This window comes from Roseixanthobacter psychrophilus (genome assembly GCF_043195195.1).
Taxonomy (GTDB): domain Bacteria; phylum Pseudomonadota; class Alphaproteobacteria; order Rhizobiales; family Xanthobacteraceae; genus NCEH01.
This window is the reverse complement of sequence record NZ_JBAFWT010000058.1, coordinates 1-19,746: the sequence shown is the minus strand read 5'-3', so window position 1 is coordinate 19,746 and position 19,746 is coordinate 1. Positions and strand designations below refer to the sequence as shown.

Here is a 19,746-nt window from a genome sequence, read left to right as displayed (position 1 = left end):
TCTAGCACGACTTTGACAGAATCCGATTGGCAGTCTCCAGATGGCTCTGCGGCAGTGAGGGCATGTTCATGCAGGTGATGCCGAGGCGAGTGCCCTGATGACGGCTCTGCGGACCAGGGTCCGGCAGTTGGCGCGCTTGCCCAGCATGGCGACAGACGGCTTCAGAAACGCCCCCAGCGCCTCATCCCAACTCGCCATGGCTTGCGCTCCTATCCCGACGCAGACCTCAAATCGTCAATCTCATCAATCCCTAGCCGTGCCAAAGTCGTGCTGGGGGCGGAGGGCAGCGCTTAGCGTCTCTCGCCGTTCGAAGATGGGTGGCGCGTTGGAACGAGCTGCTGCGCGTGCATTGCCGTTTTAGGATCGATAATATCTCGCTCACCTCATTGAGGAGCGCGCGCGAGGGGAACGATGGTGAGCGAAATCCGGCTTGTGTTGTCGGCAGACGAGATTCTCGCCCATCCATATTTCGGGATGGCGCGGGACATTTATATCCGCGAGATGCTCGACCTGCACGAGAACCAGCCGGCGGAGAACCGGCTGCTGATCGATGGCGGAACCGCCTCCATCTTCTTCAATGTCATCATCATGAACGCGGGCTATCAACCCGATGTCCGCTCTACCTGGCCGACCATGCAACTGCTGAAAAGCCGGATGGAGGCCTATGGTATCGCAAGCGGCCGTCGCACCCATGATATTGTGCGCCGACTTATCGATCGAGAATATATCACGACCTTTACGGCGCAACGCGACAGACGCAGCACTTTGATTGCACCCACCGAGAAGATGTTGGCCCACGACCAGCGCTCGCTGGTTGTTTATTTTCATCCATTGCATGCACTGTTCCCCGACCCCGGATATCCCGAGCCGATGCGACGGGACCCCGCCTTTCATCGCGTGGCACGGGAAGTGAGCGTCGCGTTTCTGGCGCATGCGCAGCAGTTCATCCTGGTCAATCCGGTGATCACGTTCTTTTTGCCGCGTCAGGCCGGCCATATGATCCTGACCAAGCTCATGCATCTGTGCAGCGATCAGGACGATCACGAAGTGCCGAAGGTGTCGTTCGTCAAGATCGGCGACAGCTTCGGGGTGTCGCGTACCCATGTCCGCAAGTTGTTGCGGGAGGCGGAGAGCCTGGGCTTTGTCCGCCTGTTGGGCAACAGCGTCGCCGTCACCCCGGCCTGCCGCGCCGGCTTCGAGCGGTTTCTGGCCGATACGATGGCCGGCAATGATCTCGTCTACCGGATGGCCATGGAAAAATTGGCTTCAACGGATGTTGCCGGCCTGCAATCTGTGGATTTAGTGGCGGACGATATCTAGGAAAACGGGAAGAATAGCGCCGGTCCGTGCGGCCTGGATCGGGCTCCCGATGGTGGATGGTATCTTATAACCGACAGAAAATTGCTTCCACACTCCCGAGAATATGCAGGCGAAAAGTTCCGTAACATTTCCGGAACGACGCTTCTAATGTCCCTCCTGCTTGAACGCGGCTTCTGGGGAAGAGGTCGATCAGGTGACTGGCAGCGCCTGCGCTTGGGGCGCTGACCGAGCGCCGGGCAGCGTCGGCGCAAACGTGGTTGCAACATTACCATTGGGGGATGCCATGGTACCCATTGTTGTCTCAGAGGACATTGCGCGTATTCACGTGCAGGGGGCGACTGATCCGGCGGTCAATTGGCTGGGCGCCTTCGCCACTTGCGGGGGGCATGGCGCCACTCAATCCTCGACCATCGTCTACGAGATCCCTTCCGGCGGACGCCTGGGCTGGCACACCGATGCCACCGAAGAAACCCAGTATATCCTGTCTGGAAAAGGCGAACTGCTGATGGAGGACGGCACCCGGGCCATTGGGCCGGGCAGCGTCTTCGCTTTGCCGCCCAATGTGCGGCACGACATCGTCAATACGGGCAATGAGACGCTTCACGCCGTCGCGTTCTTCGCCGCGGCCATGTTCACCCAGACCTTCGATCAGGTCATGCTGCCGCCCAATACCCACGTGCTCGGCACGCCCAACCGGGAAGGTTGAGCGCCCGCCGCACCGCTGTGCGGCACCCGATTGATCCATCAGCTCATGGTTCACCGGTGCCCTTGAAGGGCTGCTGGGGACGAGGTGCGCCCAAAGCAGCAGCTTGTTTCCGCCGGACTTTTGAAGGCAAAGCTTCATCGAATGACCTGCAGGCGTGCAACACTGTTCCCGTCCGGCCGCACGCCCGCGCGCCGCACCGGAACGCTCAAGCCGGGGGACGTCTCGCTGCGCCGTTCGGTCCGGCTGGCGGCCGTGCTTCTGGCGACGACCGCCTTGTCGACCCAGGCTGCCGCCGCCGGTGAACTGCCCACCGGTGGAACGGTTGTCTCGGGCAGCGCGACGATTTCCACGCCGTCGGGTACCAGCGTGCTGATCACCCAGTCATCGCGCAACGCCATCATCACCTGGGGCGCCTTTTCCGTCGGGGCCGGGAACACCGTGCGCGTGGAGAACGGCACGGGCGCCACGCTGAATCGCGTCACCGGCTTCTCGCGCTCGCAGATCGACGGCAGCCTTTCCGCCTCCGGCAGCCTCTATCTGGTCAATCCCAACGGCATCACCGTCGGCCCAACCGGGCAGGTGACGACGGGCGGCAGCTTCATCGCCTCCACCCATGACGTCTCCGACGCCGAGTTCAATGCCGGCGGGGCCATGACCTTCCGCGGCTCCAGCACCGCGAACGTCATCAATTACGGCGCCATCGGATCGTTGGGCGGCGACGTGGCGCTGATCGCCCGCAAGGTCGAGAATGCCGGCACCATCACCGCGCCCAACGGCACGGTGGGACTGGCCGCCGGCTACGAAGTGCTGGTGCGCGACGCCGCCCTCTCCGACGGCAAGTTCGTGGTGAAGGTGGGCGGCGGCGATACGGAGGCGAAGACGTCCGGCGTGATCAGGGCCGCCGAGGCGGAATTGAAGGCCAATGGCGGCAACGTCTATGCGCTTGCAGGTAACACGGCCAGCCTCACCAAGGCCACCGGGGTCGCCAGCAAGGGCGGACGCATCTTCCTGACCGCCGGCGACGGTGGAACCGTCACCGTCAGCCAGAAGGTTTCCGCCCGGGCTGCGACGGTCAACGGCAAGGCCAAGGGCGGCGAGATCCGCGTCTCGGGCGGCATGGTCAGGGTGTCCGGCAAGCTCGATGCGGCAGGCGAGGGCGATGCGGGCGGCACGATCGTGGTGACCGGCCGGGACATCCAACTGGCGTCGGGCGCGGATCTCGACGCGAGCGGCGCCACCGGCGGACTGGTGCTGCTGGGTGGCGACTATCAGGGCGGCAAGGACGCTTCGACCAAGTATCTGGCGGAAGATGTGGCGACCGCACAGACCACGACCGTCGAGGCGGCAGCAACCATCCGCGCCGGCGGCACGGCGGGCGCGGGTGGGCGGGTCGTGGTATGGTCGAACGGACAGACGACCTTTACCGGCGCCATCTCCGCGACCGGCGCGGGCGCGGCCTCGGGCGGCGATGCGGAAGTCTCGGGCAAGGCGGTGCTCGCCTATGAGGGGACGGCGGACCTGCGCAGCGAGAGCGGCGCCTTCGGCATGCTGCTTCTCGACCCCTATAATCTGACGATCTCGAGCGCCTCAAGCAGCGGCATGTCCAGCTTCAATGCCGCCGCCAACAACAGCATCCTGAATGTGACGACGCTGACCAATGCCCTCGCCACCGCCAATGTGACGGTCACGACCGGTTCCGGCGGCTCCCAGGCCGGCAACATCACGGTGGCCAATGCCGTGACCTGGAGCAGCGGTTCGACGCTGACCCTGTCGGCCTACGGCTCCATCGCAGTGAATGCCAACATCACCGGCGGTGCGGGCTCGTCCATCGTGCTGCACGCCGACAATACCGGCACGGTCACGTTCGGCGCCGGTGCGATCCTCCGCGCGGGCAGCAGTGTCTCGATTTTCTATAACCCGAGCAGTTATGCCGCGCCAACCGACTATTCTTCGAAAGTCGGCTCCGGAACGCTCACCGCCTACATGCTGGTGAATACGGTCCAGGATCTCCAGGACATGAACACCAACCTCAACGGCAGCTATGCGCTGGGCCGGGACATTGACGCCAGCGCCACCACGAGCTGGAACGGTGGCGCGGGCTTTGCGCCGATCGGGAGTACGTCCAGCTATTTCTACGGGACCCTCGACGGACAGAGCCACATCATTTCCGGGCTGTTCATCAATCGCGGCGGCCAGGTTGGCGTCGGCTTGTTCAGTGACCTCGGTCCCGGCGCAAAAGTCTTTAATCTGGGCCTGGTCGGCGGCAGCGTGACCGGCGATACCGCTGTGGGCAGCCTTGCCGGAGTCAATCACGGCATCCTCACCAACGTTTATACGTCCGCCACGGTGAGTGGCAGTGATCAGGTCGGTGGGCTTATTGGCTCCAATACCGCAACGATCACCGGTGCCTACGCCACGGGTACAGTCAGTGGTGATACCAATGTCGGCGGATTGGTCGGCATAAATTCACACGGAAGCGGGAACTGGACGATCTCCGATGCCTACGCCACAGGCTCCGTCAGTGGCAGCTCCATTGTCGGGGGGCTCGTGGGCAGCAATCAAGGCGTTCTCCTCAACGTCTATGCGACCGGCTTCGTCAGCGGCAGCTCCTATGTCGGGGGGCTGATCGGCGACAACCAATTTGCCAACTCTGTCACCGCATCGTTCTACAATACGCAGACGACGGGACAGGCCAATGGCGTCGGCAACGGTTCCGCCAGTGGCGTGACCGGGCTCACCACAGCACAGATGCGTGACGGCTCAACGGCATCCGGCGGCTTCTACGCCCTCGCCAGCGCCGCCGGCTGGGATTTCACAACGGTTTGGGCGCGTCCCAATGCCGTGGCCAACCAATCCAGCGACGGACAGCTGCATTACGCCGAACTCTATGCGGTCTCCGGCGTTGTTGGGGTCAACGCCTCTGGAACCATGACCTATGGCGATTCCAGCCCGACCTTGACCTATGCTTATTACGGAACCGGCAGCGGCTACGGCAATGTGGTCACGACCAATCCGGTCTATGTCTCGGGCGTGACCTCTTCGAGCGACGTCGGAACCTATGCCGCCATCCTTTCCGGGGGCAGCGGCACGTCCTGGGGCGGTCGCTCGACCCGCTTCGTCTATTCTGGAACTGTGACGGTCACACCCGCCCCGCTGACGGTCACCGCGGCCGATGGCACCATGGCCTATGGCGACAGCGTGCCCACCCTGAGCTATGCGGCGACCGGCTGGAAGAATGGCCAGAGCGATGCCTTGCTATCCGCCGTCGGCGTGACGACAAATGCCTCCTCCACCTCGAATGTCGGCAGCAGCTATGTCACGAATGCCGCGGGCGGCACGCTCTCCGGCGCGGCGTCCGGCAACTACACCCTTGCTTATGTGGACGGCCAGTTTTCCGTAACGCCGCGATCCCTCACCCTCTCCGCCGATGCCGGCTCCATGGCCTATGGAGATAGCCTTTCGGCGCTCACTTACACGGTGGGTGGCGGTGGCTTGGTCAATGGCGACACCTTGTCCGGCGCCCTGACCACTGCGGCGTCGCCCACATCGAACGTCGGCGCTTACGCCATTACCCAGGGCACGTTGGCGGCCTCGTCCAATTATGCCGTGACCTATGTGAGCGCGAACCTCGCCGTCACGCCCCGCGCCCTCACCGTCACTGCTGACGCCAAGTCCATGGTCTATGGCGACAGCGTGCCCGTCCTATCCTATGCGGTGAGCGGCGATGGCCTCGTCAATGGCGACACCTTGTCCGGCGCCCTGATCACTGCGGCGTCGTCCACATCGAACGTCGGCGCATACGCCATCACCCAGGGCACGCTGGCGGCCTCGTCCAATTATGCGGTGACCTATGTGGGCGCGAACCTCGCCGTCACGCCCCGCGCCCTCACCGTCACTGCTGACGCCAAGTCCATGGTCTATGGCGACAGCGTGCCCGTCCTATCCTATGCGGTGAGCGGCGATGGCCTCGTCAATGGCGACACCTTGTCCGGCGCCCTGATCACTGCGGCGTCGTCCACATCGAACGTCGGCGCTTACGCCATTACCCAGGGCACGTTGGCGGCCTCGGCCAATTATGCGGTGACCTATGTGGGCGCGAACCTCGCGGTCACGCCCCGCGCCCTCACCATCGCGGCTGACGCCAAGTCCATGGTCTATGGCGACGGCGTGCCGTCTCTCACCTATGCGGTCGGCGGGTCGGGCCTGGTCAATGGCGACACCTTGTCCGGCGCCCTGGCCAGTTCGGCCTCGTCCGCATCGAACGTGGGCGCATACGCCATCACCCAGGGCACGCTGGCGGCTTCGGCCAATTATGCCGTGACCTATGTGGGCGCGAACCTCGCGGTCACACCCCGCGCCCTCACCATCGCGGCTGACGCCCAGTCCATGGTCTATGGCGACAGCGTGCCCGTTCTCTCCTATGCGGTGAGCGGCGGGGGCCTCGTCAATGGCGACACGCTGACGGGCGCGCTGGGCACCGCGGCCACGTCCTCGTCGAACGTCGGCACTTACGCCATCACCCAGGGAACGCTCGCTGCCTCGACCAATTATGCGCTCACCTATGTGGCGGGACCGGTGGTGGTTGGCGCACGCCCGCTCACGGTGGCGGCGAACAACCAGAGCCGCCCGTTCGGGGCGGCCAATCCGGTCTTCACCTACACCGTGGGCGGCCGCGGCCTCGTCAATGGCGATGGGCTGACCGGCACGCTTGTCAGCGACGCAAACGCCATGTCGACGGCGGGCGCTTACCCCATCCTCCAGGGCAGCCTGGCCGCATCGGCCGACTATGCCTTGACCTATGTGCCGGGCACGGTGACGGTGATGGGCGCGCCGCAGAATACCAATTTCGTGGAGACAAGCGCGCCTGATCAGGTGGTGGAGACCCAGGATACCAAGAGCCTGGTCTCGTTCATTGATCGGCCCAGTCCGCCCATTGAACAGACTGCGCCGCCCCAGATCGCCGCCTGCGGGGGCATCTCCTCCGGCGGGCCGTGCGGCTTCCTTCCCGTGTCGGCGAACCTGCCGTCCGGGCCCTGGCTGAGCTTCGTGGCCCAGTGAGCCCCATGACCGTTTCCTCGCGCATCCTGACGTCCCGCGCAGGCCTTGCTGCGCTGGCACTGGGCGGCACGCTTCTGGCCGCCGCACCGGCCCTGGGTCAGGTGATCGCGCCGGTGGAGCGCAACCTGCCGCCTGTGATCTCCGGCCAGGGACGCCTCGTCATCGGGCCGCAGGATCTCGCCGTTAGTCCGGACGACACGCCACTCGGCGTCGCCGTGTCCGGCATCAGCCTGATCGGGCCGAAGGAGACGGTGGCGAAACGGCCCGAGCGCGGCGTCCGCATTGGTGCCGTGGGCGACATCGACCGCGCGGCGCTCCGTGCTGCCCTCGCGCCCTTCCTCGGCCAGCCCCTGTCGCGCAAGCGCATCTCCGACATTCAGGCCGCCATCGCCACGGTCTATCGCACCGCCGGCTATCCCTTCGTCTCGGTGACGCTGCCGCCGCAGGAGGTCACGGGCGGCGTGCTCACTTTGCGGGTGGTGGAGTTCCGCACCGGGGCAGTGAAGGTGTCGGGTGCCGCGCCCGGCACCGAGGCCGATCTGGCGGGCCGCGTGCGCGCCACCCCGGGCCAGCGCATCGCCGCCGAGGCCCTGGAGGAAGACCTCGCCTGGCTCAACCGCTTCCCCTACCACAGCGTCAATGGCGTGTTCGCGCCGGGCGACGATCTGGGCCTCAGCACACTCACCCTGGAGGTGACGCCGCAGAAGCCGTGGCAGGTGTTTGCCGGCTGGTCCAACACCGGCACCCACACCACCGGTTTCGACCGCTATTACGCCGGCTTCGGCGCTGCGCTGCCGGGCGTGCCGCAGAGCTTCGTCTCTTACCAGATCACCGGCAGCCCGAATTTCTGGAGCGATCCTTCCGCGGTCGGCACCGGCTCGGAACAGCCGAGCTATTACAGCCAGGCCGGGCGGCTGGTGATCGCCACCGGCGTCCGTCAAAGCCTGGAAATCGTACCCAACTATGTGGCAACCCGGCAGAATGCCCAGGGCCAGACCTTCGCCTATGACAACCAGACGCTGGAAATCCCGGTCTATTACCGCACCGCTGTCTCCAATCTGGTGCCGGGACTCTATGCCGGCGACCTGATCATCGGCGCCACGGGCAAGACGGTCTCGCGCACCACCTATTTCACCGGCGCCGACATCGGCGGCGCGAGTGCGGACCTGTTCGAGCTGATCGCCGGCTGGTCGGTCTCGCGCTCGGATCCCTACGGCACCACCAGCCTTGATCTCAAGCTCATCGGCAATCCGGGCGGGGTGATCGGCGGCAACAATGCCGCGCGCTGGAGCACGTACAGCGGGGGGCGCGTCACCGACGTGACCTATGCCTATGGCACGGGCGAGCTTAACCGGGTGACGCGCCTGCCGTCCGGCTTCAGTTGGGTGAGCGACATCTCGGCCACGGCCGCGGGCCAGCCCTTGCCGGACACCGAGCAGCTGAGCCTCGGCGGTCTCTATGCCACGCGCGGCTACACGCTGGATGACGCGACCGTGGACACCGGCCTCGTGTGGCGCAACGAGCTGCGCACGCCCACCTTCGCGCTCCTGTCGGCGCTTGGGGTGCCCGGCATATCCGACCAAGCCTCGCCCTATGCGTTCCTGGACCTGTCCTGGGGCCGATCCTATGGTTATCAGGGCGTGTTGGGGGCGGTGCCGCGGAACGACTATGGACTGGCCGGCATCGGCCTTGGCGTGGACTACATGCTCAACCGCAACCTCACTGCCACCCTGGTGGGTGGCTTCGCCCTCACCGACGCGACCTATACCCAGGCCGGCGACTTCAACCTCCAGGCCCGGGTGTACGTGAGCTATTGAAGACGTGGGCTGTCACGCCTGATCGGCTTGAGCGCACCAGATTCAGGTCCTGACCATCGTCGTCACCGTCACGCAGTTCTCGCCGGCGGCGGATCCACGCTTCAGCTATCGGGGCGAGGATGTCGTGCCGACGCTCGAAGGGGTCTGCCGGAGCATGGGCTATCCGCAGAGGATCCACGCGCCTGCCAAGCAAGTGACCGAGCAAGGTGTTCTCGCCGGACACTTCGCGGCGACCAAGTCTCGGGTGTCGGCAGCAACCGGCACCCACACCCACCGCTTCGGTCTGGCGCTCCTTGTTACGGGACTTGCGTCTCTTTGGCGGTTGAATTCATGCGGGCAGGATCTTCGGGGGCAGCGCGAAGTCAACGCCAACTCGATGAAGCGGTAATATTGGTCGATGAAGCAGAACGTGTGATGCGCGCGACGGACCCGTTGGCGGTTGCCCCCGGTCTCGCCGCCGCGCGGGGGGCGCGTCACCCGGGGCCGGCCCTCGCCGGTGCGTGTTCGGATGAGCTCCCGCTCGAACTCAGCCAGGCCGCCAAGAATGGTCAGCATGAGCCGACCGTGAGCCATCGTGGTATCCGCCCAAGCGTCAGCCAGAGAGCGAAATGCAGCGCCACGCTCACTCACTTCAGCCAGAACGTTCAGCAGATCACGCGTGGAGCGCGCCAAGCGATCAAGCCGGACCACAACCGGTACGTCTGATGGCTTCAATGCCGTGACGCATTTTCGAAGTTCGCGGCGCTCGGTCTTTGCTCCACTGGCCGTCTCGGAGAATATTTTCTCGCAGCCCGTAGTCCGGATGAGTTCAGTCTGACTATCTAAAGTCTGAGCATCTGCCGCTGAAGAAAGATACGGCCGGCATCGCTTCCAGGACCCGCACGCGAAGATCGTCCGGGGCCTGACGAGCTCCGATATGGCTGGGGCCTTGGAGGATGGTGCGTCAGCCGCTAAGGCGGAATGCCGTCAACCTGGTGAGGACGCAGGTTCCTGGCCCCCTCGCGGGTTGAAAGGCGCGCGCGGGCGCGGTCGCCAAAGGACCGTGAGCCGCGCGCGTCCGGCGCCGTCCTATCCGGCGGCGTGACGCCCTCTCAGGCTGCTTCCACCCGTTCCGGCACCGGCAGGCCGAGCCAGTCCTTGTAGAAGGTGTCGATGTCCGGCTCGAAGTCGCGGATCACCGGATACCAGGGCGTGGGCGCCTCCACGTCGTGTAGGGTGCCGCATTCGGGGCAGTAATATTCCCGCAGCACCTGCCAGCTTGAGGTGGGGGTCATCAGGCGCGGATAGATCTCCTCCATCTTCTCCGGCGTATCGCGCACATGCACGCGGGCGAACAGCTTCCAATTCTCCCGCCAGTCGCAGAAATCGTGACCGCATTCGCAGCGGATCTTCCACTGCTTGGTATCCTTGCGCTGGACCATATAGAGCTTGGGACCGAGCGGCAGGATGATCTTGTCATCCCAGGGCATGCGCTGCTGCAGGATCTCCAGATAGATGGAGAAGCGCTCCGGATCCTTCGGGGTCGCGAGCATCTGGTGCAGGGTATCGTGGTCGATCTTGCCGTCCACCAGATCGGCGATCTTGGCGCGGGTATAGGCCATGGTGTCCTCCTGATTTTTTGATCATTGCGGCGGATGGCACCGGCGAGAACCGCCGGTGCCGGATGCGCTATTGCTCGACGAACTGGACGGTCTTCACGTCGGGCAGTTCCGACACGTCCATGTGGTAATGGGAGCCGTAGTGCGGGATGCCGATCTCCTCCTCCAGCAGCTTCCAATCCGCCGGAAGATCCCAGAAAGTCTGGAAATCCTTGAAGAAGCGCGGCCCCAGCTTGAAGGAGGAGGCGAACATCTGCTTGACGTGGTCGCCCGCATCCTTGGCCAGGATCTTCTCCCGCTCGCCCTTCATCCACTCGCGGGTGGGCACGGACTTGGCCAGCCGCTCGGCGCGGATCTCCTTGCGCCGCGCCGTTGTCGCCGCGATGTCGGCCGTGAAGGCGCCGTCCGCCCCCTTCGCCGCCACCACGCCATAGACCTGCAGGGCGAAGCGCTCGATCAGATAGCCGCCGTTGATGTCATCCACCACGCTTTGCGGATCGCGGTCGATGGGATCGCCGAAGCCGGGGCCGCCGCGCATGTAGTTGAGGTAGAGATCGTAATCCTTGAACATCTCCTCCGTGGTGATCGCCTGCTTATCGCGCTTGATCTTGGCATCGGGGATCATGGCGTCCCAGGTCGGGTTCTGCGGATCGGTATCGCCGCCGAACGGGAGCGGCGCGCCGGAGGCGATCAGCTCCTTCAGGCCGGTGTCATGGGCGGCGAAGCGATAGCCGGAAGCGGCGGGATAGCCGCCCATCAAGCCCCAATCGGACGAGATGTGGCCATTGCCCATGAAGAACATGGTCCAATCCTTGGCGTTCCAGACCATGCGCAGGCTTTCGAAGCCGCAGCCGCCGCGATACTTTCCGGCGCCGCCCGAGGAAGCCTTGATCTGGCGGCCCAGATAGATGAGCGGCTCCGCCAGTTCCCAGATTTCCATGTCGCCCATGTCGCCTTCCGGGTTCCAGATGGCGGCGGCATGGGAGAGGCCGTCATGCACCGCGGTGGCGCCGGTGCCGTTGGCGGCGCATTCGAACGAATTCACCGCATGGATCTCGTCATACTGGTTGAAGCCGCCCCCTTGCAGCCAGTTGGAGGTGTTGGCGTTGCCGGCGTTCACCTCCTCCAGATAGCCGCGCCCGAAATAGGAGCGCGACAGGCCGCGCCACAGCGCCGTCCAGGACGACACCAGGAAGTGCCAGGAATAAGAGAAGGCGACGCGGCGGTCGTCCGGGTTCATCCAGGTGCCCTTGGGCAGGCGGAACTCGGTGCCGTAAGCCGCCCCGTCATTGATCATTTCGGACGGGATCAACGTCTGGGTCATCATCACCCAGATGCCGGAGGTGAAGCTCACCTGATGGGCATTATAGGTGTGCCAGCCCCAGCGGCTGGCGCCCTCGAAATCGAGCCGCCAGGTGCCGTCGCCGCGGATGGTGATCTCCGAGGGCGAATGCATGATGGTGTCGAGCTTGGCGAAATCGGACGGCACCCGCACGTCCTCATGGGCATAAGGCACGTCCACGAAGCCCACCTGCCGGTAGGTGCCGGGAATGGTCATGGCCTTGATGCGGTTCTGCAACCCCTGGCGGCCATGCTCCACCGCCTCATAAGCGAACTTCCAATAGGCCTCGATGCCTTCTTCCGCGACCACCTCTTCCACCAGCTTGCGGATCATGTGGCAGCCGGCGATGCGGGTGCGTTCGTCCAGCATCCAATAGCGCGTGGTGCGCACCATGCGTTGGCTTTCGTGCAGCCAGTCGCGGAACAGCGTGTCGTTAGCCCCCACCTTGCGGCAGGTGATCTGATAGCCGTCGCCGAAGCGCTGCACCTGCCCCGTGGACATGGAGCCCGGCCCCACCGAGCCGGTGTCGATCACGTGGGTGACACCACCCACCCAGCCGATCAGCTCGCCCTCCCAGAAGATGGGCACGATGGTATGGATGTCGCAGGGATGCACGTTGCCGATCAGGCAGTCGTTGTTGCAGAACAGATCCTTGTCATTGATGCCGGGATTGCTCTCCCAGTCGTTCTCGATCATGTATTTGATCGCCGCACCCATGGTGCCCACATGGATGATGATGCCGGTGGAGGTGAGGATGCTGTCGCCCGCCGCATTGTAGAGGGTGAAGCACAGTTCACCCTCCTGCTCGACGATGGGCGAAGCGGCGATCTTCTTGGCGGTTTCGCGCGCATCCACCACGCCGGCACGCAGCCGGGAGAACAATTTGTTGTAGTGAATGGGCTGGGTGTCGCGCAGTTCCAGCTTCTCCAGGCCCGCATAATGCTTGGTGCGGCGGGTGGCCTCCATCAGGCGGTCGCGATGTTCCTTCAGGGTCTCCCCGCCGCGCACGATGCCGCGCGTGGCGCCTTGGGCGCCCTGGGGCCGGACGTTGATGTTCATCTTGGCGTTTCCTTATGAATGGGAATGGCGAGGCGACGCTCAGACTTCCTTCAGATGGAAGAGGCGGTGGCCGTCGAGGAAGGTCTCAAACCCGTCCGGCACCACGAAAGTGGTGGCGTCGGATTCGATGATGGCGGGGCCGGCGACGCGGTTGCCGGGGCGCAGGCTTTCCATCCGGTAGAGCTGCGCATCCACCCAGCGCTTCTTGCGATAGAACTTCCGGGTCCCAAGAAACGCATCAGCCGGCGGGGTCTCGCCTTCCAGCGGCTCCTTGGGGATCTTCGGCTTCTGGATCGGCACCGAGCCGCGCATGATGGCGCCGGTGACTGAATAGCCCAGCTCCGGCGAGCGGGCGGACGCGGCATAGACCCGGCCATAGGTGGCGTTGAACGCATCCACCAGCTTGGCCCAGTCCTGCGCCGTGTCGGCCGAGGGCAGCGGCGACTCGATTTCCAGATCGTTGAGCTGGCCGCGATACTGCATGCGATAGCCGGGCTGGAGCGTCACCTGGTCGGCGTCGTAGCCATTGAGCTTGAACTCCTCCAGAACATTGTGGGTGAGTTCATCCCACGCCGCCTGGAGGGTCTTGGACGCCTTCTCCGACAAGGCCTCGGACGCATCCGGGGCCAGATTGATATCCAGCGACTTGTCGTAGCGATACTCGAAATCCGCCGCCGCGCAGCCGAAGGCGGAGAAGCCGGCGGCCCAGGCGGGTACGATGACGTCCTCGAAACCGAGCCCTTCCGTATAGCCATAGGTGTGCACCGGGCCGGCGCCGCCGTAGGAGAAGCAGACGAAACTCTGCGGGCTGTAGCCCTTGGCGGAGATCATGGAGCGCAGATAATCGCGCAGGTCGGAATCGAGCAGCTCGATCACGCCCGCCGCCGCATCCTCCACCGACAGGCCCAAGGGATCGGCCACCTGTTTCTTGATGGCATCCACCGAGCGCTGGCGATCCAATTTCACCGCACCGCCGAGGAAATTGTCCGGGTTCAGATAGCCCAGCACCATGTGGCAGTCGGAGATGGTCACCGTCTCGATGCCGCTCTCCTTCCAGCACACGCCCACCCGATAGCCTGCCGAATCCGGCCCCAGCTTGATGGCCTTGGTGTAGGGATCGAGGCGGATGAAGGAGCCGGCGCCGGCCCCCACGCTGTCCATGGCCACCAGGGGCAACGACAGCACCAGGCGCGCCATATCCGGGTCGTTCTTGATGGTCAGCTCGCCCTGGGTGATCAGCGCCACGTCGAACGAGGTGCCGCCGATGTCCGAGCAGGCGATGTTGTTATAGCCCAGCACTTCCCCCAGATATTTGGCGCCGATGACGCCGCCGATGGGGCCGGAGACGATGGTGCGCGCCAGTTCCTTGGCCTTCCAGGAGATGGTGCCGCCATGGGTGGCCATCACCCGGAAATCGAACTTGGTGCCATGCTCCTTGAAGGCGTCGGAGATCTTCTTCAGCGTCTGCCGCGAGGGCTCGGCCGCATAGCCTTCCAGGATGGTGGTGTTGGTGCGGTGGGTTTCCTTGCGCACCGGATAATAATCCGCCGAGGCGAAGACCGGGATCGCCTTGCCGCTCTTGGCGATTTCGTCGATGACGATGTCACGTACCCGGCGCTCATGGGCCGGGTTCTTGTAGGAATGCAGCAGGCTGATGACGATGCCTTCGACATCCGCCGCGATCAAATCGCGGGCGGCGGCGCGGGCGGTCTCCTCGCGCAGCGGGATGACCACGGTGCCGAACATGTCGATGCGCTCGGCCACGCCGCGGGTGAGATTGCGCGGCACCAGCGGCGGGTCGTAGCGATGGGTATTGAGATGGATGCGGTCCTCATAGGCATAGCCCAGATAGCATTGGATCGCCCGGCCCATGCGGTGGAAGTCTTCCATGCCCGCATTGACGATGAGGCCGCATTTCAGCCCCTTGCGCTGGACCACGCGGTTGAGCATGGCGGTGCCGGAATAGACGCCGGTCTGGAGGCCTTGGAGGCCCTCCGCCAGCGACAGGCCCCAGCTGCCGAGCCCATCCTCGCTGGAGGCAATGAGGCCGAGGGCCTCGTTCTGCGGTGTGCTCTGCGCCTTGCCGACGACGAAATCGCCATCGGAATCGACGAAGAACGTATCGGTCATGGTGCCGCCGGCATCAATGCCGAGCACTTGGACGCTTCTGACGTGCCGTGCCTGGATGTTCACGCGTGTCCTCCTGATCCGAGCCGGCTTCTGTTGAGCCGGGCTGACCACAGAGGGGCACAAGGCGTGCCAGTTTACTGGAAGGGCGGTCGCTTCAAATCTTGCAACACCTTACCGCACCTGCGCCACAGCAGCTTTGCGTCTGCGAACGTCTGGATATCGGACGGTGCTTCGAACGCACGTCCAGCGGACGGACACCCGAAAGAGTGCGGACGTCAATTCTTGAGCGCGCGGCCGTCGCCATATTCGGCCAGGCGCACATAGAGCGTCGAGCGGGCGATGCCCAGGCGCCGCGCCGCCTCGGCGAGGTTGCCACCGCAGGCATTGACCTGGGCGAGAATGGCTGCCCGCTCGGCCGCCTTCAGATCCACGCCCGACAGCGGCGCGGGGCGGTCATTGACGCTATTGAGCGGTCCGGCACCAGGCGCTTGCGCGAGGAGGGGCGTCCCCAGCACCTCGGGCGGCAGGTCGTGTTCGTCCAGCCGGTCGCCTTCCGCCAATGCCACCAGCGTATCCACCACATTACGCAGCTCGCGAATATTGCCAGGCCAGCCATAGGCCTGCATGCGAGCCAATGCCTTGGAGGTGAAGACCGGCGCACTCCGCCCCAGGCGGGCTGCCGCCACATCCGCAAACGTCCGCGCCAGCAACACCACGTCCGCGCCCCGTTCGCGCAGCGGTGGAATCCGCAACCGCGCGGCGGCGATGCGATAATAGAGATCGCGGCGGAACCGCCCCGCCTCCACCTCCGCCAAGAGGTCGCGATTGGTCATGGCCAGGATGCGGATATTGACCCTGCGTCCCTCATGCTCGCCCACGCGATAGACCACGCCATCCTCCAGCACCCGCAGCAGATAGGATTGCAGGTCGAGGGGCATTTCGCCGATTTCATCCAGGCATAGGATGCCGCCGTCCGCTTTCTCGATCTTGCCGGCGCGGCCATGCTCGTCGGCACCCGTGAACGCCCCCTTGGCATAGCCGAACAATTCGCTGGCGATCAGCTCCCGGGCCATCCCGCCGCAATTCACCGGCACGAACGGGCCGTCCGGATCGGGGCTGGCGCCCTTGATGGCGCGGGCGAACAACTCCTTGCCGACCCCCGTCTCCCCCTCGATCAGGATCGGCAACCGATTGGCCGCCAGCCGCCGCGCCCGCTCCCGCGCCGCGTGCAGCGCCGGGTCATTGCCGAGGATCTGCTCGAACGCGAGCCCGCCCTCTCCAGCGGGACGGGACACTGCTGCCGGCGATGCCGAGCGGCGTCGGGCCGTGTGCAGCACGATGAGGCAGCCGACCACCGCATCATCCCGCTTCACCACCTCGAGGCTGGCATTGGGGAAGCGGCGCCGGCAATTGGCCTCCCACGTTTCCTGGGAGGCGGCGCCGATCATCTGGCGGATATCACCCGCCAGTGCGCTGCCGGCCGGGCCGGCCTTGTGCGCGGCATGCACCAGCATGCCGCGCCGATCCACCACCAGAATATCCTCGCTCAGCCAGATGGACCGCTTCGACACGAAATGCCGCAACAGCACCTCATGCTCCATCTTTGCGGCGCGGCCGAGGGAGGCCTCGATCTCCTGGCCGATGGCCACCGCCAGCGAGAGGCTCTGCGGATTGAACGAGGCTGCCGGCCCCGAGATGTCCACGACGCCCAACAATTCCCCATCGAGGGGATGGCGCACCGGTGTTGCCGCGCAGGTCCAGCGCTGCACCTCCTCGCAGAAATGCTCGGCGCCGCAGATCTCCACCGAGCGCCCATCCGCCAGCGCGGTGCCGATGGCATTGGTACCGATGGTGGCTTCATCCCACCGCCCACCGGTTTCCAGATGATTGCGCCGCCCCTTGTCCATGACCCGCGGATCACCGGCGGTCTCGACGATGAAGCCGCTGGCATCGGCCAGGATCATCATGGAGGCGGCATCCGCCAGGAAGCGTGTTGAGCGATCCAACGCAGGACGGGCGGCGCCCACGAGGCTCGCGTTCTGGGATCGCCGTCGGAAGATCTCCGGCTCGTCGGCCAGCGGCGCCTCGGTGCGCCCGGCGCCAACGCCGAGGGTGCGGGAGCGCTCCCAGGACGCCAGCAACGAAGCCGGAACACCGACGGGTGGGCGCCCATCGGTGAGGAATGTTTCCCAGGCCAAACGGATATCCCGTTGGTCCATGTCGCGTCCTTCCCTACGGAGAGCGCAAGGGGAAGCCCCCAGCGTCCGACCCAGCGGAAGCGTGGACATGGCCTGACGGTCACCCGGTGACGCGCGCGTCTGCCTCAGGGGCTCACCCGCCAGCGCGGTGGACCGTGTCCACCGCCACCAACACCTCCGGCTGCATTCCTCGCGGTGGGCTTCTGCGGCCCATCCAGCGCGCAGTTAATGCGCTATCTGCGAGGATCGCAAGCAGTGGACGCGCGTCTCGCCCCGGCTCCAGGCCGAGATGGCGGCGCCGGAACCGCCCCTGATATTCTAGTGATGTGTGAGTGCAGGCAGCCGCCAAGCCTCGCGCGCACGAGAAACAGGCGAACTTAGAATGTGGGGGCATATGTGGGGGAGATACCAGCCAACCATAAAAAATTCTTTATTTTCAACTATTTAAAAGGGGAAGTGGCGGGCCGCGAGCGACCAAGACGAGAACTATGTGTTCGCTATAGCCCTATGACGCACGGATGCGACGAAGGCCTCACGAAATGGGCAGAGGGATTTTTGTCCCAATCTGTCCGCCTGCGGGCCAGGGGGCTGCGGTTGACCTCAAGGCGTTGGATTTGAAGATCGCGCTTCCGTCAGCAACCAATTTGCAAAGAGCTGTATTGGCCCCTCACTCAATCGGATTGGCTCCGGCAGGATGAGGCAGAAGGTCTTGGAGATCGACTGACCGTCCGGCCAAGGCGCGACCAGGCGCCCCTCTGCCAACTCCCTTTCTATATAAAGGCGCGGCACCAGCGCGACGCCGAGACCGGCAAGCGCGGCTTCGATTTGCATGGAATGAAGATCGTACCGGGCACCAACCGCAGGGTTGGTCAGCACAATCCCGGTCTCCAGCGCATAGCGTTCCCAGGCATCCGGGTTCTGGCGTCGATGAAGGCGCGGCAGTTCGTCCAGGGATGCCGCGCCTTTACCTCTATCGAGAAGCGCCGGATGGCAAACCGGAACCAGTGTCTCATGCAACAGGCGGTGCGTTCTCATTCCCGTCCATGCAGGATGCTCGAAATGGATCGCGGCATCGAAACCGCTTCCGGCAAGCACAAAAGGCTCCATACGTTCGGCAAGGTGCAAGATGATGTTCGGCTGCATGTCACGAAACCGCGCCAACCGGGGAATGAGCCAGCGGGTGGCAAAGGTCGGGATGGTGGCGATGTCGAGGCTCGCGCCGTTGCTGGGCTGCCCCATCAGATATTGACTGTCACGCTCCAGCCGGTCGAGGGACTCGCGAACCTGAACCGCGTAACGCTCGCCGTTCGGCAGGAGCCTAACGCGATTGCCCACCCGCTCGAACAGCGTAACGCCGAGAAAGACTTCCAGCCGGCCGATCTGGCGGCTGATGGCCCCTTCGGTCAGGGCCAGCTCGTCCGCCGCCCGCGCGAAGCTGCCGTGACGAGCCGCCGCTTCGAATGCCATGAGCGCGGAATGACTGGGAATCTTGCGGCGCACGAGCCTCTCCGCGGCAATGACCGAAATGCGGCCCTTTCATAATGACATTTAGTCACTGAAGGATGCCCTGATATCGCTATATGGCCGAATTTCGCGAGATTATCATGACCAAACATCAATGAAAACCAAGCCTGTTGCCTCAAGCGACCGGCCGAGGATGGTCCGATGATCTACACGGTGGAATGCAGCTTTGCCGACCCGGTCAGCGAAGCGGAGTGGAACGACTTTTACAGCCTGGACAAGCTGCCCGCCCTCATATCGGTGAGCGGTTTCCACACCTCGCAGCGTTTCAAGGCGTTGAGCCGTGGCTGCCCGGTCTATCTCGCCCTTCATTCGATCGATGGCCTCGAAATTCTGATGGGTGAGGAATACCGCCGGAAGGGCGGCGGCAATTTCGCGCGCTGGCAACAGCACATCACCGACTGGCACCGGAACCTCTATGGCGGAATCGAGCGCGCGCCGGCCATTGCGGAGGGCGAATATCTGGCGTTGAGCGCAACAGGCCCTGAACCTCTGGTCCGGCTGGGCCTCACCCCCTCGGCGATGCAGGCGGTGGCCATGGAGAAGGTCCCCGAGCACCGCTGGCTCGCCAAGGTCGAACGCGGCACGGGGCCTGACATCGAGCAACTGCCGGACGACGTCCATGTCTACGCGCCGATGACGGCGCAGTTGAAGAGTGACGTTGCCTTTGAGAAGGCGCGGTAGCACCGATGCCGAATGTCACGATCTACATTGCGGCAGACAGGATGCCGCCGGACGACGCTCTCGCAGACCTCACTGAGCAATGCACCGAACTCTGTACCGGCATCCTTCGGGCCGCATTGGAGAATGTGCATATCGTCTATGTCGCTGTCCGGCACGGTCGGGGACACCCGGCCTTCGCGGAAGTCCAATATCGCCTTGGGCCCTTTCGGACGCCGCCGGTCATGGAGGGGTTCATGGCGGGGCTGGACAACGCCATCAGGTGCAAAGCCGGCCTCACCGCGCGCATCCGTTGCTTCGGCTATGCAGCGTCGAG

General features: G+C 64.5%; 13 protein-coding genes and 1 pseudogene. 7 read left to right on the top strand and 7 right to left on the bottom strand.

All coding sequences use genetic code 11. The features are described 5' to 3' along the window. Positions 1-66: 66 nt before the first annotated feature. Positions 67-198 (bottom strand): hypothetical protein, encoded by a 132-nt coding sequence (locus V5F77_RS26095; RefSeq protein WP_429008048.1) that lies wholly within the window; start codon positions 196-198, stop codon positions 67-69. Between the two features lie 213 nt (positions 199-411). On the opposite strand from V5F77_RS26095, the gene V5F77_RS26090 reads away from it, so the two are divergent. The 5 genes from V5F77_RS26090 to V5F77_RS26070 all read left to right on the top strand — a co-directional run bounded on the left by V5F77_RS26090 (position 412) and on the right by V5F77_RS26070 (position 9,289). Further along, complete coding sequence (locus V5F77_RS26090) at positions 412-1,320, top strand: hypothetical protein (RefSeq protein WP_429008047.1); 909 nt, start codon at positions 412-414, stop codon at positions 1,318-1,320. Between the two features lie 283 nt (positions 1,321-1,603). Then, positions 1,604-2,026: a cupin domain-containing protein gene (locus V5F77_RS26085; RefSeq protein WP_429008046.1), complete on the top strand. Its 423-nt coding sequence runs from the start codon at positions 1,604-1,606 to the stop codon at positions 2,024-2,026. 141 nt (positions 2,027-2,167) lie between these two features. Further along, complete coding sequence (locus V5F77_RS26080) at positions 2,168-7,084, top strand: beta strand repeat-containing protein (RefSeq protein WP_429008045.1); 4,917 nt, start codon at positions 2,168-2,170, stop codon at positions 7,082-7,084. 5 nt (positions 7,085-7,089) lie between these two features. Next, positions 7,090-8,901, top strand: a complete 1,812-nt coding sequence (locus V5F77_RS26075; protein WP_429008044.1) for a ShlB/FhaC/HecB family hemolysin secretion/activation protein — start codon at positions 7,090-7,092, stop codon at positions 8,899-8,901. Between the two features lie 124 nt (positions 8,902-9,025). Next, entirely contained in the window at positions 9,026-9,289 is a 264-nt protein-coding gene (locus V5F77_RS26070; protein ID WP_429008043.1) for a hypothetical protein, read from the top strand. Between the two features lie 107 nt (positions 9,290-9,396). Here the strand turns inward: V5F77_RS26070 and V5F77_RS26065 are convergent. From V5F77_RS26065 to V5F77_RS26040, 6 genes and pseudogenes are all read right to left on the bottom strand, one after another. After that, positions 9,397-9,792: pseudogene (locus V5F77_RS26065) on the bottom strand (recombinase family protein); the annotation flags it as partial. Positions 9,793-9,992: 200 nt separating this feature from the next. Beyond that, positions 9,993-10,502, bottom strand: a complete 510-nt coding sequence (locus tag V5F77_RS26060; RefSeq protein ID WP_341987341.1) for an acetone carboxylase subunit gamma — start codon at positions 10,500-10,502, stop codon at positions 9,993-9,995. A 67-nt stretch (positions 10,503-10,569) separates the two neighbouring features. Next, a complete protein-coding gene (locus V5F77_RS26055; protein WP_429008042.1) occupies positions 10,570-12,900 on the bottom strand; it encodes a hydantoinase B/oxoprolinase family protein in 2,331 nt (776 codons plus the stop codon). 39 nt (positions 12,901-12,939) lie between these two features. Beyond that, positions 12,940-15,093, bottom strand: a complete 2,154-nt coding sequence (locus V5F77_RS26050) for a hydantoinase/oxoprolinase family protein (RefSeq protein WP_429008041.1) — start codon at positions 15,091-15,093, stop codon at positions 12,940-12,942. 212 nt (positions 15,094-15,305) lie between these two features. Further along, on the bottom strand, positions 15,306-17,249 hold the full coding sequence (locus V5F77_RS26045) for a sigma-54-dependent Fis family transcriptional regulator (protein ID WP_429008040.1): 1,944 nt from the start codon (positions 17,247-17,249) through the stop codon (positions 15,306-15,308). Positions 17,250-17,828: 579 nt separating this feature from the next. Then, positions 17,829-18,728, bottom strand: a complete 900-nt coding sequence (locus V5F77_RS26040; protein WP_429008039.1) for a LysR substrate-binding domain-containing protein — start codon at positions 18,726-18,728, stop codon at positions 17,829-17,831. A gap of 165 nt (positions 18,729-18,893) precedes the next feature. On the opposite strand from V5F77_RS26040, the gene V5F77_RS26035 reads away from it, so the two are divergent. Both V5F77_RS26035 and V5F77_RS26030 read left to right on the top strand, forming a co-directional pair. Beyond that, positions 18,894-19,433, top strand: coding sequence for a sugar ABC transporter (locus tag V5F77_RS26035; RefSeq protein ID WP_429008038.1), 540 nt, complete (start codon positions 18,894-18,896; stop codon positions 19,431-19,433). A gap of 5 nt (positions 19,434-19,438) precedes the next feature. Next, a partial coding sequence (locus V5F77_RS26030; protein ID WP_429008037.1) for a hypothetical protein occupies positions 19,439-19,746 on the top strand: 308 nt, incomplete at its 3' end.